Source organism: Pseudomonas sp. SID14000 (assembly GCF_002165135.1).
In the GTDB taxonomy this organism is placed as follows: Bacteria; Pseudomonadota; Gammaproteobacteria; order Pseudomonadales; family Pseudomonadaceae; genus Aquipseudomonas.
Genome location: NZ_NFZQ01000005.1, coordinates 227,757 through 244,534, shown reverse-complemented (window position 1 = coordinate 244,534; position 16,778 = coordinate 227,757). Strand labels below are relative to the sequence as shown.

Below are 16,778 nucleotides of genomic sequence, written 5' to 3'. Positions count from 1 at the left end.
CATCCGCATCCCCAGATACAGGTGAATTTCGTGAGCCAGCCTACGCCAGCCGTGCGTACCTTCCAAGACCTGATCCTCGCCCTGCAGAACTACTGGGCCGAGCAAGGTTGTGTGGTGCTTCAGCCCTACGATATGGAAGTAGGCGCCGGCACTTTCCACACCGCTACATTCCTGCGCGCCGTCGGTCCAGAAACCTGGAACGCCGCCTATGTGCAGCCTAGCCGTCGCCCTGCCGACGGGCGGTATGGCGAAAACCCCAACCGCCTGCAGCACTACTACCAGTTCCAGGTGGTACTGAAGCCCAACCCGGCCAACTTCCAGGAACTGTACCTCGGCTCGCTGAAAGCCATCGGCCTGGACCCGCTGGTCCACGACATTCGCTTCGTCGAAGACAACTGGGAATCGCCGACCCTCGGCGCCTGGGGCCTGGGCTGGGAAATCTGGCTCAACGGCATGGAAGTCACCCAGTTCACCTACTTCCAGCAGGTAGGCGGCATCGAGTGCTACCCGGTCACCGGTGAAATCACCTACGGCCTCGAGCGCCTGGCCATGTACATCCAGGGCGTCGACTCGGTGTATGACCTGGTGTGGGCCGACGGCCCGTTCGGCAAGGTCACCTATGGCGACGTGTTCCACCAGAACGAGGTGGAGCAGTCGACCTACAACTTCGAACACGCCAACGTCGAGAAGCTGTTCGAACTGTTCGATTTCTACGAAAGCGAAGCCAACCGCCTGATCAAGCTGGAGCTGCCGCTGCCGACCTATGAAATGGTCCTGAAGGCCTCGCACACCTTCAACCTGCTGGATGCCCGCCGCGCCATCTCGGTAACCGAGCGCCAGCGCTACATCCTGCGTGTACGTACCCTGGCCCGGGACGTGGCACAAAGCTATCTGCAAGCCCGTGCACGCCTGGGCTTCCCGATGGCTACCCCTGAACTGCGTGACGAAGTGTTGGCTAAGCTGGAGGCTGCACAATGAGTGCTCAAGATTTCCTGGTAGAACTGGGCACCGAAGAGCTGCCACCGAAGGCCCTCGCCAGCCTCGGTGAAGCCTTCCTGGCCGGTATCGAGAAAGGCTTGCAGGCCGCTGGCCTGAACTACACCGGCAAGCAGGTATACGCCGCGCCGCGTCGCCTGGCCGTGCTGATCCGCCAGCTGGACGTGCAGCAGCCTGACCGTAGCATCAACATCGACGGCCCACCCCTGCAGGCTGCTTTCAAAGACGGCGAGCCGACCCAGGCTGCCTTGGGCTTTGCCAAGAAATGCGGCGTGGAGCTGTCGGAAATCGACCAGAGCGGCCCCAAGCTGCGCTTCTCCCAGCACATCCCGGGCAAGGCCACCAGCGGCCTGCTGCCGACCATCGTCGAAGATTCGCTCAACGACCTGCCAATTCCCAAGCGCATGCGCTGGGCGGCCAGCCGTGAAGAGTTCGTGCGCCCGACCCAATGGCTGGTGATGCTGCTGGGCGATCAGGTGGTCGACTGCACCATCCTGTCGCAGAAGGCCGGCCGTGAATCCCGTGGCCACCGCTTCCACCACCCGGAAAACGTGGTCATCACCACCCCGGCCAACTACGTCGAAGACCTGCGCAAAGCCTACGTGCTGGCTGACTTCGCCGAGCGCCGCGAGCTGATCAGCAAGCGTACCGCCGAGCTGGCGATGCAGCAGGAAGGCAGCGCCATCGTGCCGCCGGCGCTGCTGGACGAAGTGACCGCCCTGGTCGAGTGGCCGGTGCCGCTGGTGTGCTCGTTCGAGGAGCGTTTCCTCGAAGTGCCGCAGGAAGCCCTGATCACCACCATGCAGGACAACCAGAAGTACTTCTGCCTGCTGGACAGCGAAGGCAAGCTGCTGCCGCGCTTCATCACCGTGGCCAACGTCGAGAGCCGCGATCCGAAACAGATCGTGCAAGGCAACGAGAAGGTCGTGCGCCCACGCCTGACCGATGCCGAGTTCTTCTTCAAGCAGGACAAGAAGCAACCGCTGGAAACCTTCAACGAGCGCCTGAAGAACGTGGTGTTCCAGGCTCAGCTGGGTACCGTATACGACAAGGCAGAGCGCGTTTCCAAACTGGCCGCCTTCATCGCCCCGCTGATCGGCGGCGACGCCCAGCGCGCCGGCCGTGCCGGCCTGCTGTCGAAGTGCGACCTGGCCACCGAAATGGTCGGCGAATTCCCTGAAATGCAGGGCGTTGCCGGTTACTACTACGCGCTCAATGACGGTGAGCCGGAAGACGTGGCCCTGGCCCTGAACGAGCAGTACATGCCACGCGGTGCTGGCGCCGAGTTGCCACAGACCCTCACCGGTGCTGCCGTGGCCATCGCCGACAAGCTCGACACCTTGGTCGGCATCTTCGGCATCGGCATGTTGCCAACCGGCAGCAAGGACCCGTACGCCCTGCGCCGTGCCGCCTTGGGCGTGCTGCGTATCCTGATCGAGAAACAGCTGGACCTGGACCTGACCGGCGCGGTCGAGTTCGCGGTCAAGCAGTTCGGCGCCAAGGTCAAGGCCGCCGGCCTGGCCGAGCAGGTGCTGGAGTTCATCTTCGACCGCCTGCGTGCGCGTTACGAAGACGAAGGCATCGACGTGGCCACCTACCTGTCGGTACGTGCCCTGCAACCAGGTTCTGCCCTGGACTTCGACCAGCGCGTACAGGCTGTACAAGCCTTCCGCAAGCTGCCGGAAGCCGAGGCCCTGGCCGCGGTGAACAAGCGCGTCTCGAACCTGCTGAGCAAGGCCGAAGGCGCCATCGCCGATCACGTCGAGCCGAAGTACTTCGACAACGCCAACGAGTTCTCCCTGTACTCGGCCATCCAGCAGGCCGACCAGGCTGTGCAACCGATGGCTGCTGCACGCCAGTACAGCGAATCGTTGGCCCGCCTGGCAGCCCTGCGTGATCCGGTCGATGCCTTCTTCGAGGCGGTGATGGTCAACGCCGAGGATGCCAAGGTACGCGCCAACCGTTATGCCCTGCTCAGCCGCCTGCGCGGTCTGTTCCTGGGCGTGGCCGACATTTCGCTGCTGGGGTAAGCCTTGAAACTGCTGATTCTCGACCGTGACGGGGTAATCAACTACGACTCCGACGCCTACATCAAGACGCTGGACGAGTGGGTGCCGATCCCTGGCTCGGTCGAAGCGATCGCGCAGTTGAGCAAGGCAGGCTGGACGGTGGCCGTGGCCACCAACCAGTCCGGTATTGCCCGGGGCTACTACGCGCTGACAACCCTCGAGGCCATGCACGCGCGCCTGCGTGCGCTGGTGGCCGAGCAGGGTGGCGAGGTGGGCCACATCGTGTATTGCCCGCACGGGCCGGATGAAGGCTGCGATTGCCGCAAGCCCAAGCCCGGCATGCTGCGGGCGATCGCCGAGCATTACCAGGTCGGCCTTGAAGGCGTCTGGTTCGTTGGCGACAGCAAAGGTGACCTGGAGGCCGCCCTGGCCGTCGGTGCACAACCCGTGCTGGTGAAAACCGGCAAGGGCGAGCGGACTCTGGAAAAAGGCGTCCCTGAAACTACACTGATTTTCGACGATCTGGCAGCTATCGCCAGAGAACTAATTTAAACGGTGCGCCTTCGGGCGCATTTTTCTCAGGCGGGCATGCCCCGCAATGGTACAAGCCACTATGTCGATCCTGCAGGCGATCAGAATCTTTCTTTTTTACCTGCTGCTGGGCACCAGTTCGCTGCTGTGGTGCTCGCTGAGCTTTTTCGTCGCGCCGTTCCTGTCATTCCCCAAGCGCTACAAGTTCATCAACGTGTACTGGTGCCGTTGCGCGTTGTTCCTGGTGCGCACCATCCTGGGTATTGACTACAAGATCACTGGCGCCGAGAACGTGCCCGATGAACCGTGCGTGATCCTGTCCAACCACCAGAGCACCTGGGAAACCTTCTTCCTTTCCCAGTACTTCTCGCCGCTGAGCCAGGTGCTCAAACGCGAGTTGCTGTACGTGCCGTTCTTCGGTTGGGCCATGGCCATGCTGCGGCCGATCGCAATCAACCGCGATAACCCCAAGGAAGCTCTGCGCCAGGTAGCCAGCAAGGGTGATGAGCTGCTCAAGCAGAAGACTTGGGTGCTGATATTCCCGGAGGGCACCCGCGTGCCGTTCGGCACCATGGGCAAGTTCTCCCGTGGCGGTACCGCGCTGGCAGTGAATGCCGGGCTGCCAGTGCTGCCGATTGCCCACAACGCCGGCAAGTTCTGGCCGAAGACAGGTTGGGGTAAGCGCGCTGGTACCATCGAGGTGGTGATTGGCGAACCGATGTACGCCAACGGGACCGGACCACGGGCCATCGCCGAGCTCAACGACCGCGCCGCGGCGTGGAACGAAGCGACCCAACGGGCCATGGGTTCGCTGCCGCCAGCAGAGGAAAATCCCCAGGAGCAGATGGCCTGACCATCTGTGGATAACTTGTGAACTGTTTTTGGATTAAATGCCTGAAGTGATAGCTAAGTGTTTGAATTAACTGTTTATTTCTGTGTATGACATTTTTCTGAAAATCGTGCATAAGTTTTTTTTGGGGCATAAGAAAACCGGCTTTTACAGCCGGTTTTTTTATGGGCTCGGTAGCAGGATTGCACCCTCTGTGGGAGAAGACTGTGGGAGCGGCCTTGCGTCGCGAAAGGGCCGCAAGGCGGCCCCAGCAATTCATGCATCACAGCTGAAATCCTGGGGCCGCTGCGCAGCCCAATCGCGACACAAGGCCGCTCCCACAACAAGCGCTTCAGCGCCTGAGCATTTGGTGCAGGCCTTGAGCTGCGTCAGATCTTGTCGATATCCACATCCTTGGTTTCTTTCAGGCAGAAGATCCCAACCACCAGGCTGACGCCGGTCACCAGCACCGGATACCACAGCCCGTAGAAGATATCCCCGGTATACACCACCAGCGCGAACGACACTGTTGGCAGGAAGCCACCGAACCAGCCGTTACCAATGTGGTAGGGCAGCGACATCGAGGTGTAGCGGATGCGGGTCGGGAACAGCTCGACCATCACTGCCGCCAGTGGGCCGTAGGTCATGGTTGCGATCAGGATCATCGCCACGATCAGCACCACCACCATCACCTGGTTGACCTGCGCAGGGTCGGCTTTAGCCGGATAACCAGCCTGCTCCACCGCCGCACGCATGGCCGCTTCGTCGAAGCCGTTGATGGTCTTGTCACCGATGTTCACCACCACATCGCTGCCGGCCACATCCACCGAGCTGTACGGCAGGCCCTGCTTGACCAGGAAGGTCTTGACCTTGTCGCAAGGGCTATCGAAACGCGCCTTGCCCACCGGGTCGAACTGGAAGGTGCAGCCTTGCGGGTCGGCAGTGACCACGATCGGCGCCTGGCGGCTGGCCGCGTCGATCTGTGGGTTGGCGTAGTGGCTCAGCGCCTTGAACAGCGGGAAGTACAGCACCGTGGCCAGCAGCAAGCCGAGCATCAGGATCGGTTTGCGGCCAATACGGTCGGACAACCAACCGAACAACACGAAGAACGGCGCACCAATGACCACGCTAATGATCAGCAGGGTGTTGGCCTGGGCCGGGTCCATCTTCAGCATTTGGGTCATGAAGAACAGCACATAGAACTGCGCCGTGTAGAACGTCACGGCCTGCCCGGCGTTGATGCTGAACAGGGCGGTGAGCACAACTTTCAGGTTCGGCCAGGAGGTAAACGACTCACGGATCGGCGACTTGCTGACCTTGCCTTGGGCCTTCATTTTCACGAACGCCGGCGACTCGTGCATGCTCATGCGGATCCAGGTGGAAATCGCCAGCAGTACGATCGACAGCAGGAACGGCAGGCGCCAGCCCCAGGTTTCGAACTGGTCGCCACTGATATAGCGGCTGCCCAGCACCACCACCAGCGACAGCAGCAGGCCGAGGGTGGCGGTGGACTGGATGAAACCGGTGTGGAAGCCGCGCTTGCCAGGCGGCGCATGCTCGGCCACGTAGGTGGCCGCACCACCGTACTCACCGCCCAGTGCCAGCCCCTGCAGCATGCGCAGGATCACCAGAATGATCGGTGCAGCGATGCCGATGCTGGCGTAGGTGGGCAACAGCCCCACTGCGAAAGTGGACAGGCCCATCAGCACGATGGTGACCAGGAAGGTGTACTTGCGCCCGATCATGTCGCCCAGACGGCCGAACACCAGCGCGCCGAACGGCCGCACCAGGAAGCCGGCGGCAAAAGCCATGAGGGCGAAGATGAAGGCGGTGGTGTCGTTCACGCCAGCGAAGAACTGCTTGCTGATGACCGCTGCCAGTGCGCCATAGAGAAAAAAGTCATACCACTCGAAAACTGTCCCGAGGGATGACGCGAAAATGATCTTGCGTTCTTCACGGCGGCTGGAGCTGCTGGCCACCGCACCCTGCTCTTGGATGTAATCCGACATCGTTGCTGTCCTCGGCCCGCAGGCCACAGTGATTATTCTTGTTGTTCCACTGTCGGCAGCTTCTGACCGCTAGCTGCCGGTACTGCACGCACCCGGGGGTCAGGGCGTCGGTATCGCGTCTTCGTTCAGATAGGTCTGGGTGGCAGCTCCTTTGAGAATCAGTTGCGCCGCCTTTTCGGCGATCATCAGGGTGGGTGAACAGGTATTGCCAGAGGTGATCTGCGGCATGATCGAGGCGTCCGCCACGCGCAGGCCGGGGATGCCGTGTACGCGCAGCTGGTTATCCACAACGTCCATTTCGCCATTACCCATGCGGCAGGTGCCGACCGGGTGGAAGATTGTGGTGCCAATCTTGCCGGCAGCTTCGAACAGCTCTTCTTCTGTTTGCAGGGCTGGACCCGGCAGGTATTCCTTTGGGTCGAACGCGGCGAGGGCTGGGGCCTGGACGATACGCCGGGTAAGGCGAATGGCATCGGCGGCGACGCGCAGGTCCTGGGGGTCGCTGAGGTAGTTGGGGTCGATCAGCGGCGTGCTGTTCATGTCGGTGCTGCGGATATCGATACGCCCGCGACTGGCCGGGCGCAGGTTGCACACCGAGGCGGTAAAGGCCGGGAACGGGTGCAGTGGCTCACCGAAGCGCTCAAGTGACAGCGGCTGCACGTGGTATTGCAGGTTGGCGGTGGCCTGCTCCGGGCTCGAACGCACGAACGCACCCAGTTGGCTTGGCGCCATGGCCAGCGGGCCGCTGCGGTCATAGAGGTAGCGCAGGCCCATGCCCACCTTGCCCCACAGGCTGTTGGCCATCTGGTTCAGGGTACGGGTATTGCGGATCTGATAGATCAGGCGCAGTTGCAGGTGATCCTGCAGGTTGCCGCCAACGCCTGGCATGTCATGACGCACGCCAATGCCCAGGCTTTCCAGTAACTGGCGCGGGCCGATGCCGGAGCGCTGCAGAATACCGGGTGAGCCCACCGCGCCCGCACAGAGGATGATCTCGCGACGCCCCGCAAACTCGTGCCAGGCACCTTTCCAGAACGCCTTCACCGCCCGTGCACGGGTATTGTTGAGCAGCACCTGGTCAACCTGGACGCCGGTCAGCACGGTGAGGTTGGGGCGGTCCTTGATCGGCCGCAGGAAGGCCTTGGAGGCGTTCCAGCGCACACCGCTGCGTTGGTTCACCTGAAAGTATCCACAACCCTGGTTATCGCCAGTATTGAAGTCCTCGACCTTGCCGATGCCGCTTTGCTCGGCGGCATCGCGGAAGGCATCAAGGATCGGCCAACTGTAGCGCTGGCGCTCGACCCGCCATTCGCCTTCACCACCGTGGTGCTCGCTGGCGCCGGCGAAGTGGCTTTCACTGGCCTTGAACAACGGCAGCACGTCCTGCCAGGCCCAGCCGTCGTTGCCTTGCTCAGCCCAACGGTCATAGTCGGCGGCCTGGCCGCGCATGTAGATCATGCCGTTGATCGAGGAGCAGCCACCCAGCACCTTGCCGCGTGGATAGCCCAGCGCACGACCGCCCAGGCCGGGCTGAGCCTCGGTCTTGAAGCACCAGTCGGTGCGCGGGTTGCCGATGCAGTAGAGATAACCGACGGGGATGTGGATCCAGGGATAGTTGTCACGGCCACCCGCTTCCAGCAGCAGTACGCGGCAGGAAGGGTCGGCGGACAAGCGATTGGCCAGCAGGCAACCGGCGGGACCGGCCCCTACGACCACGTAGTCGAAGACAGCATCGGCTGATGGCATGTGCAACCTCGGGCCTGATTATTATTCTTGTCCCGATCCATCTTAGTGAGTAATTTCGTGGAGGAAACACGAGATTTCGCGCAGCCGCTGTGCGTTTTAGCACAGTGGTAAGTCTGTACTGGCCTCTTCGCGGGCGTGCCCGCGAAGAGGCCGGAACGAACTGCAAAAAAGGATCAGCATGTTCGACTGGAACGATCTGCGGTTTTTCCTCGAGTTGCAGCGCAGCGGCCGCCTGCTTACCGCCGCCAAGCGCCTCAACACCACTCACAGCACCGTGGCCCGGCACATCGAGAACATCGAGCAATGCCTGGGTACCGCGCTGTTCGTGCAGCATGCCCAGGGCTATGAACTGACCCCCTCGGGCCAGGCCCTGCTCAAGCACGCCGAAGCCATGGAAAACGTCGCCCTGCTGGCGCAGGAAGAAATCACCCAGGCCATCACTCCGCTGGGCAAGATTCGCCTGGGGGTGACGGAAGGCATCGGCATCATGTTCTTCACCCCGCGCATGAATGCGCTGTTCGACCGCTATCCAGGCCTGGAAGTGGAGCTGGTGGCGGTGCCGCGCTTCGTCAGCATCCTCAACCGCGAGGCGGAGATCAGCATCCACCTGGAACGGCCCAACGCCGACCTGCTGATCACCCGCAAGCTCACCGACTATCGCCTGGCCCTGTACGCCAGCCAGGCCTACCTGGACCGTGCGCCCCCGCTGCGCAACCGCGAGGACCTGGCCCGGCACAACTGGATCGGCTACGTCGACGACTTGCTGTTCAGCCAGGAACTGCTGTTTCTCAACAGCTTCTGCCGGGCACCCAACGTGGTGTTTCGCAGCACCAGCGTAATCGCCCAGCAAACCGCCGCCCGCGCCGGGCTGGGCATCGCCGTACTGCCCAACTACATGGCCCGCCACGACCCGACGCTGGTGCGCGTGCTGCCTGGCGAAACCATCCAGCGCAGCTACTGGATCTGCACCCGCCGCGAACTGCACAAGTCGGTGCGCCTGCGGGTGGTGTGGGACTACCTGCTGGCGCTGTGCGCGGCGGAACAGAGCGAGCTGCTAGCCCAGTAGCGCCTTGCCGGCCAGCAGCAGGGCCGCCGCCCAACCGGCCACGGCAAACATCTGCTGCAAGCGCGGCCCGGCCAGCCTGGCCGCCAATGGCCGCGCCAGCAGCAGGCCGAGCACCGCGCCGACTGCAAACGGGGCGCCAACCTGCCAATGCATGACCCCCGCCAGGCTGGCGCTGACCACACTGCCGGTGGAAACCAGGGCGATTACCGCCAGCGAGGTGGAGACGATGCTGGTCATACGCAGGTTGGTATAGCGGTTCAGGGCCGGGATGATGACAAAGCCTCCGCCCACGCCGAGCAGGCCGGACAGCAGCCCGGCCAATGCGCCGGTGAAAGCCAGGGCGCGCGCGCAGGGCAGGGTCCAGCGCAAACGGCCCTGCAACGGGTTCAGCACGCAGGGTTCGATGTAGCGATGGGCGTCATTGGCTTCGCCGCGCAGTTCCTTGGCCGCCTTGCGCCAGATGCGCACGCAGGCGTACACCAGCACCCCGGCGAACACCAACTGCAGTGGCGCGTTCGGCAAGCGGTGCGCCAGCATCAGCCCGAACGGGGCGGCTGCCACACCTATCAATGCGATGAACAGCGCCGCCCGGTAGCGCACCAGACCCTGACGCAAGCCCAGCACAGCACCCACCGCCGCCGCCATGCCTACAGCCAGCAGGCCGACCGGTGCTGCCTCGACCATCGACAGCCCCAGGCCAAACACCAGCAAAGGCACTGCGAGAATGCCACCACCTGCACCGGTCAACGCCAGCACCGCACCGATGATCGCGCCCAGGCCCGCACCCAACAATTGATGTTCGATCACTGCCCACCCTCGGATACCAACGGCTGAGGGCGTGCCAGCCATTCACGGCCCTTGAGCATGCCTTTCCAGTACAAGGGTGGCAGCGCCCGCGCCTTGAGCAACCAGGCCAGGCGTGTCGGCTTGCGGCCATCGAGTAACCAATTGGGAAAGCTCGGTGCCAGCTTGCCTCCATAAGTGAACTCGGCCAGGACAATCTTGCCGCGCTCGACAGTGAGCGGGCACGATCCATAACCATCGTACTGGGCCAGGGTAGGCAGCCTGCCCAAGGCCACCAGCACATTATTGGCCACGACCGGAGCCTGCTTGCGAGCAGCGGCGGCGGTCTTGGCATTGCTGGTGTTGGCCACGTCCCCCAGGGCATGGACATTGGCGAACTGCCGATGGCGCAGGCTCTGCGGATCGACATCGACCCAGCCGGCGCTGTCGGCCAATGGGCTTTCACGAATGAAGTCCGGTGCCACCTGCGGCGGAACCACGTGCAGCATGTCGAAGGCCTCTATACGGGTTTCGCTGCTGCCATCGGCCAAGGTTCGCACGAAAGTGGCGCGCTTGTTCGGGCCGTCCACGGCTACCAGGCGGTGGGAAAAATTGAGGTCCACAGCGTACTTGTCGATGTACTTCATCAGTGCGGGCACGTAGTCCGCCACACCGAACAACACCGCGCCGGCATTGAAGAAGCTGGCTTTCACAGCCCCCAGGTGACCGTGTCGCAGCCAGTGATCGCAAGACAGATACAGCGCCTTCTGCGGCGCCCCCGCGCACTTTATCGGCATGGGTGGCTGGCAGAACAGGGCGCGGCCTTGCTTGAGCTTCTGCACCAGCTCCCAGGTGTAGGGCGCCAGGTCGTAGCGATAGTTGGAGGTGACGCCGTTGCGGCCCAGGGTCTCGCTAAGGCCATCAATGGCCGCCCAATCCAGCTTGAGGCCGGGGCAGACCACCAGCTGTTCATAACTGATGGCGCAGCCACCTTCGAGGAGGACCAGTTGGCCCAGAGGATCGAACCCCTGCACCCGTGCCTTTATCCAGCGAACACCGCGCGGGATGGTCGAGGCCATGGTGCGGGCAGTGCTTGGTGCCTTGAAAACACCAGCACCGACCATGGTCCAGCCGGGTTGGTAGTAATGCACCTCGGCGGGGTCGATCAAGACCACGTCCAGCGACGGGTCACGGCTGATCAGGCTGGAAGCAGTGGCGATACCAGCGGCACCGGCACCGACGATGACCACTTTGTGGTGGTCGGTATTGGCAGGGGACAACAAGGCAGGCATGGCGGTAAATCCTGGAAATCTGGTTATGGGGCAGGGCGGTCACAGCTTGTTCAGCGGAATCTTCAGGTAGCTCACACCGTTCTCTTCCGGTGCGGGGAACTGGCCACTGCGCATGTTCACCTGCACCGAAGGCAGGATCAGCACGGGCATGTCGAGGGTCTTGTCGCGGGCTTCACGCATGGCGACGAAGCTCTCCTCATCGATACCCTGGTGAATGTGAATATTGCTGGCGCGCTGCTCGGCCACGGTGGTGACGTACTGCATGGCGCGGCCACCTGGCAGGTAGTCATGGCACATGAACAGCCGGGTCTGGTCGGGGAAGGCCAGCAGGCGACGGATCGAGCGGTACAGGGTGCGGGCATCGGCCCCCGGGAAGTCGCAACGGGCAGTACCGTAGTCGGGCATGAACAAGGTGTCGCCAACGAACACCGCGGTCTCGCCAGCATCCTCGATCATGAAGCTCATGCACGCAGGCGTGTGCCCCGGGGTGTGCAGCGCTCGAGCATGCAGGTTGCCAATGCGGAAACCTTCCTCGTCTTCGAACAGTACATCGAACTGGCTACCATCGCGGGCGAAGCCGGGCTCGGCGTTGAACAGGTCACCGAACACTTTCTGCACCAGGGTTATGTGCGCACCAATAGCGGTATGACCACCGAGCTTTTCCTTCAAATAGGCCGCCGCCGAAAGGTGGTCGGCATGCACATGGGTTTCCAGTACCCATTGCACGCTGGCTTCAAGCTCGGTCACTCGCTGGATCAGGCGGTCGGCCGAGGCAGTGCAGGTACGCCCGGACTTGGGGTCGTAATCCAGCACACTGTCAATCAATGCGCACTGGCGGGTTTCACGGTCCATGACCAGATAGCTGATGGTCGAGGTCGCCTGGTCGTAAAAGGCGTCCACGTGCAGGTTGTTGCCGATGATCATCACGTTCTCCAATTTATCCGCCCAGCTTTGTACAGGCGTAGGCAGTGCCAGGAGGTTTATCAAGATGCATGCCAGGCATTCTCCCGCGCGCGGGCCAATGAAACCGGCCCGTTGCTGACAGTTGCCGACGACAGTGGCAGTGCAACTGGCAGTCGACTGTCAGCCAATGGCAGTGTTTGGCAGTCCTTGTTACCCTGCGCCGGTCATCCAAACGGTGCCGTCATGCCTGAAGCCCACCCCCTCATCCTAGCCCTGGTTTCCTATCTTGAGCACGATGCCCTGCCAACCATCGTGCTGGATACCGACTACAACATCCTGGCCGCCAACGCTGCCTATCGCCGCCAGTTCAGTCGCCATGAGCAGGCGCCATTGGGCGAAAAATGCCACAAGGTCTCGCACCACTACGCCGTGCCTTGCGACCAGGCCGGCGAGCATTGCCCGATGCGCAAGGCATGGCACAGCAAGGTGCCGGAGCGGGTGTTGCACATTCATCACACGCCACGCGGCCCCGAGCATGTGGATGTCGAGCTGCGGCCGATCCTGGATGAACAGGGCAGGGTGGTGGCCTTTGTCGAACGCCTGACCAGCATCACCCTCGCATCGGCGCAGCCCCAGGAGCAAGGGCTGGTCGGCCGGGCGCCAGCGTTCAAGGCGGCCCTGGCCAGCCTGCAGCGTGCGGCGCCAGCGCAGATCCCGGTGTTGCTGCAGGGTGAGTCGGGTACCGGCAAGGAACTGTTCGCCCGCGCGGTGCACATGGGCAGCCCCAGGGCCAACGGCCCGCTGGTTGTGGTCGACTGTACCAGCCTGACCGAGTCGTTGTTCGAGAGCGAGCTGTTCGGCTACGAGAAGGGCGCGTTCACTGGCGCCAACCAGCGCAAGATCGGCCTCGCCGAAGCGGCTCATGGCGGCACCCTGTTCCTCGATGAAATTGGCGAAGTACCGCTGGCGATGCAGGTGAAGCTGCTGCGCCTGATCGAGTCCGGAAGCTTTCGCCCGGTAGGTAGCCTGCGCACGGTGCATTCGGATTTTCGTCTTGTTTCAGCGACGCACAAACCGCTCCGGCAGATGGTGGCAGACGGCACCTTCCGCGAAGACCTGTACTACCGCATCAGCGGCTTCCCGATCCGCCTGCCGGCATTGCGCGAACGTGTGGAAGATTTACCCCTGCTAGCGCAGAGCCTGCTGCAACGCATGGCAGGCAAGCCGACGCCCAGGCTGAGCGACGATGCCTTGCAGCAGCTTGGGCTGCATCCATTCCCGGGCAACATTCGCGAGCTGCGCAACATTCTGGAAAGGGCACGCCTGTTTGCCGATGACGGGCTGATCCGGCCCGAGCATTTGCCGGAGGATATCGGGCCGTCGGGGGCGATCAAGGCAGGTGGCCGGCGCAATCACCTGGGTGAACTGGCGCAGGCACTGGAACAGTTCAAGGGCTCGCGCAGCGAACTGGCCCGTCACCTTGGCCTGAGCGAGCGCACTCTATATCGCCGGTTGAAAGAGCTTGGCCTGAATTGACGCGTTGGCTGCGCCGGCCCTATCGCCGGCAAGCAGGCTCCCACAGTGATGGCGCTTCACGGACCTTTACCGGACCTTTACCTCTGTCCTGACATTAAACAGAAAGGATTGTGGTCTGATCAGTTAACCGAACCTGGCAACCTGTCAGCTCCCGCCAGGCGTCAACATGCAGAGGACCGCATCAAATGAAAAAAACCCTAACCGTGATCTGCGCCGCGCTCATGCTCAGCGCCCCCTTGGCCAGCTTCGCGCAGCCGGGTCCACCTGATCGGCATGATGGCGGCCCTTCGCACCAAGGCAACCCGCCCCATGGTCAGCCACAGCACCAGGGCCGCCATGACAATGGCCGCGGTCCCGCTTACCGTGACCCGAACTTCCACCCACAACAGGGTTTGCCAGTTCCGCATCAGCAGTGGCAGCGCGGCCATGTGGTTGACCCGCATTACCGTGGCGACCGTTACTGGGTGACCGACTGGAAAGCACGCCACCTGTATGCGCCTCCGCGTGATCACCGCTGGTTGTATGTGAATGGGGACTATGTACTGGTCGCAATCACCAGCGGTGTGATCGTCAACATCCTCAGCGGTTACTGATTTCTACAGACACTAAAAAGCCCGCTTCCGCGGGCTTTTCAGTGTCTGACGATCTACACCGGATCAGAAGTCCAGGTTCGACACCGACAACGCGTTGCTTTCAATGAAGTCACGACGCGGCTCGACTGCATCACCCATCAGGGTGTTGAAGATCTGGTCAGCAGCGATCGCATCCTCGATGGTGACCTTGAGCATACGGCGAACGGTCGGGTCCATGGTGGTTTCCCACAGCTGGTCCGGGTTCATCTCACCCAGCCCTTTGTATCGCTGAATGGTGTGTCGCTTGGTGGTCTCGTTCATCAGCCAATCCAGGCCTTCCTTGAACTCGACGATTGCTTTGCGGCGCTCACCGCGCTGTACGTAAGCACCTTCGCCCAACAAGCTGGACAGCTTGGCACCAATGTTGACTACGGTACGGTAGTCATTGCTGCCGAAGAAGTCCCGGTTGAAGGTGACGTAGCTGGCCAGGCCGTGGGAGGTGATCTCCACTTCTGGCAGCCATACGTTGCGCTCTTTGTCTTCACGCAGGCTGGCTTTGTAAACCAGGCCGGACTTCTGGCTGTTGTTCAGACGCTCCTGGAACTGGGCCAACCAGGCTTGCATCACAGCGTGGTCACCCAACTGCTCCAGGCTCACCTCCGGCAGGTAGATGAAGTGCTCGGTCAGCTCTTCCGGGTACAAGCGCGACAGGCGCTTGAGGGTCTTCATGACGCTACGGAATTCATTCACCAGTGCTTCCAGCTGCACACCGGAAACCGCTGGCGCCGACTCGTCCAGGTGCAGGCTGGCATCTTCCAGGGCCGACTGGGTCATGTACTCTTCCATGGCCTCGTCGTCCTTGATGTACTGCTCCTGCTTGCCTTTCTTCACCTTGTACAGCGGTGGCTGGGCAATGTAGATGTAGCCGCGCTCGACGAGCTCCGGCAACTGACGGAAGAAGAAGGTCAGCAGCAGGGTACGGATGTGCGAACCGTCAACGTCAGCATCGGTCATGATGATGATGTTGTGATAACGCAGCTTGTCGATGTTGTACTCTTCGCGGCCGATACCACAGCCCAGCGCAGTGATCAGCGTTCCCACTTCCTGGGACGAGATCATCTTGTCGAAGCGCGCTTTCTCGACGTTGAGGATTTTACCCTTCAACGGCAGGATCGCCTGAGTACGACGGTTGCGGCCTTGCTTCGCCGAGCCACCCGCGGAGTCACCCTCCACCAGGTACAGTTCGGAAAGGGCAGGGTCCTTTTCCTGGCAGTCCGCCAATTTGCCTGGCAGGCCGGCGATATCCAGCGCACCTTTGCGGCGAGTCATCTCACGAGCTTTACGTGCTGCTTCACGGGCACGGGCAGCGTCGATCATCTTGCCAACGACGGCCTTGGCCTCGTTCGGGTTTTCCAGCAGGAAGTCGGCAAAGTACTTGTTCATCTCCTGTTCCACGGCGGTTTTCACCTCCGAGGAAACCAGCTTGTCCTTGGTCTGCGAGCTGAACTTCGGATCCGGCACCTTCACCGAGATGATCGCGGTCAGGCCTTCACGGGCGTCGTCGCCAGTGGTCGCCACCTTGTTCTTCTTGGCCAGGCCTTCCTGTTCGATGTAGCTGTTCAGGCTACGGGTCAGCGAAGAACGGAAGCCCACCAGGTGAGTACCGCCATCGCGTTGCGGAATGTTGTTGGTGAAGCACAGCAAGTTTTCGTTGAAGCTATCGTTCCATTGCAGGGCGACTTCAACACCCACGCCATCGTCACGCTGGACGTTGAAGTGGAATACCTGGGAATTGACCGGGGTCTTGTTGGTGTTCAGGTATTCGACGAATGCACGCAGGCCGCCTTCGTACTTGAAGAACTCTTCCTTACCGCTGCGCTCATCCTTCAGCAGGATGCCAACGCCCGAGTTGAGGAATGACAGCTCGCGGATACGCTTGGCCAGGATGTCCCAGCTGAAGTGAATGTTCTTGAAGGTTTCAGCCGAAGGCTTGAAATGGATGTGAGTACCAGTGCTTTCGCTGTCACCGACAACCGCCATCGGAGCCTGTGGTACGCCGTGAACGTAGGTCTGTTCCCAGATCTTTCCGCTACGGCGAACGGTCAGTACCAGTTTCTCGGACAGGGCGTTCACAACAGAAACACCTACACCGTGCAGACCGCCAGATACTTTGTAGGAGTTGTCGTCGAACTTACCGCCAGCGTGCAGCACGGTCATGATGACCTCGGCTGCGGAAACGCCTTCTTCTTTATGCACGTCGACCGGAATGCCGCGACCGTTGTCGCGCACACTGATGGATTCGTCCGGGTGGATGATGACGGTAATGTCATCGCAGTGACCGGCGAGGGCTTCGTCGATCGAGTTGTCGACCACCTCGAAGACCATGTGGTGCAGGCCGCTACCATCATCGGTGTCGCCAATGTACATGCCGGGACGCTTGCGTACGGCATCCAAACCTTTCAGCACCTTGATGCTGGAGGAGTCGTACGTTTGATTTTCGCTCATG

At 61.8% G+C, this 16,778-nt stretch carries 13 protein-coding genes; 7 read left to right on the top strand and 6 right to left on the bottom strand.

All coding sequences use genetic code 11. The features are described 5' to 3' along the window. The first annotated feature begins 30 nt into the window (after positions 1-30). The 4 genes from glyQ to CAY82_RS09690 are packed head-to-tail and all read left to right on the top strand — an operon-like array spanning position 31 to position 4,389. Entirely contained in the window at positions 31-978 is a 948-nt protein-coding gene (gene glyQ / locus CAY82_RS09705; protein WP_023377955.1) for a glycine--tRNA ligase subunit alpha, read from the top strand. Next, complete coding sequence (gene glyS / locus CAY82_RS09700; RefSeq protein ID WP_087501003.1) at positions 975-3,026, top strand: glycine--tRNA ligase subunit beta; 2,052 nt, start codon at positions 975-977, stop codon at positions 3,024-3,026. The genes glyQ and glyS overlap by 4 nt, the downstream gene beginning before the upstream one ends. Before the next feature lie 3 nt (positions 3,027-3,029). Continuing rightward, positions 3,030-3,557 carry a D-glycero-beta-D-manno-heptose 1,7-bisphosphate 7-phosphatase gene (gene gmhB, locus CAY82_RS09695; protein ID WP_013970259.1) on the top strand — a complete coding sequence of 176 codons (528 nt, stop codon included), beginning with the start codon at positions 3,030-3,032 and terminating at the stop codon, positions 3,555-3,557. Positions 3,558-3,603: 46 nt separating this feature from the next. Next, positions 3,604-4,389, top strand: coding sequence for a 1-acyl-sn-glycerol-3-phosphate acyltransferase (locus tag CAY82_RS09690; RefSeq protein WP_087501002.1), 786 nt, complete (start codon positions 3,604-3,606; stop codon positions 4,387-4,389). A 365-nt stretch (positions 4,390-4,754) separates the two neighbouring features. Here CAY82_RS09690 and CAY82_RS09685 read toward each other — a convergent pair whose 3' ends face one another. Continuing rightward, the gene (locus CAY82_RS09685) at positions 4,755-6,374 is read right to left on the bottom strand and encodes an MFS transporter (RefSeq protein ID WP_087501001.1); all 1,620 of its coding nucleotides are present in this window, start codon (positions 6,372-6,374) and stop codon (positions 4,755-4,757) included. Between the two features lie 99 nt (positions 6,375-6,473). Continuing rightward, a complete protein-coding gene (locus CAY82_RS09680) occupies positions 6,474-8,120 on the bottom strand; it encodes a GMC family oxidoreductase (RefSeq protein WP_087501000.1) in 1,647 nt (548 codons plus the stop codon). A 178-nt stretch (positions 8,121-8,298) separates the two neighbouring features. On the opposite strand from CAY82_RS09680, the gene CAY82_RS09675 reads away from it, so the two are divergent. Further along, the gene (locus CAY82_RS09675) at positions 8,299-9,186 is read left to right on the top strand and encodes a LysR family transcriptional regulator (protein ID WP_087500999.1); all 888 of its coding nucleotides are present in this window, start codon (positions 8,299-8,301) and stop codon (positions 9,184-9,186) included. Here the strand turns inward: CAY82_RS09675 and CAY82_RS09670 are convergent. From CAY82_RS09670 to CAY82_RS09660, 3 genes are read right to left on the bottom strand one after another with little or no spacing between them, the layout of a single operon-like run. Beyond that, a complete protein-coding gene (locus CAY82_RS09670) occupies positions 9,175-9,993 on the bottom strand; it encodes a sulfite exporter TauE/SafE family protein (RefSeq protein ID WP_087500998.1) in 819 nt (272 codons plus the stop codon). The genes CAY82_RS09675 and CAY82_RS09670 overlap by 12 nt on opposite strands. Then, positions 9,990-11,261: an FAD/NAD(P)-binding oxidoreductase gene (locus CAY82_RS09665; protein WP_087500997.1), complete on the bottom strand. Its 1,272-nt coding sequence runs from the start codon at positions 11,259-11,261 to the stop codon at positions 9,990-9,992. Before CAY82_RS09665 ends, CAY82_RS09670 begins: the two co-directional genes overlap by 4 nt. Before the next feature lie 39 nt (positions 11,262-11,300). Continuing rightward, on the bottom strand, positions 11,301-12,185 hold the full coding sequence (locus tag CAY82_RS09660) for an MBL fold metallo-hydrolase (protein WP_087500996.1): 885 nt from the start codon (positions 12,183-12,185) through the stop codon (positions 11,301-11,303). Positions 12,186-12,407: 222 nt separating this feature from the next. Here CAY82_RS09660 and CAY82_RS09655 point away from each other — a divergent pair, with 222 nt between their 5' ends. Both CAY82_RS09655 and CAY82_RS09650 read left to right on the top strand, forming a co-directional pair. Beyond that, complete coding sequence (locus CAY82_RS09655) at positions 12,408-13,700, top strand: sigma-54-dependent Fis family transcriptional regulator (protein WP_087500995.1); 1,293 nt, start codon at positions 12,408-12,410, stop codon at positions 13,698-13,700. Positions 13,701-13,885: 185 nt separating this feature from the next. Continuing rightward, positions 13,886-14,293 (top strand): RcnB family protein, encoded by a 408-nt coding sequence (locus CAY82_RS09650; protein WP_087500994.1) that lies wholly within the window; start codon positions 13,886-13,888, stop codon positions 14,291-14,293. Positions 14,294-14,356: 63 nt separating this feature from the next. On the opposite strand, the gene gyrB is transcribed toward CAY82_RS09650, so the two are convergent. Continuing rightward, a complete protein-coding gene (gene gyrB, locus CAY82_RS09645; protein ID WP_063912295.1) occupies positions 14,357-16,777 on the bottom strand; it encodes a DNA topoisomerase (ATP-hydrolyzing) subunit B in 2,421 nt (806 codons plus the stop codon). Between the last annotated feature and the right edge of the window lies 1 nt (position 16,778).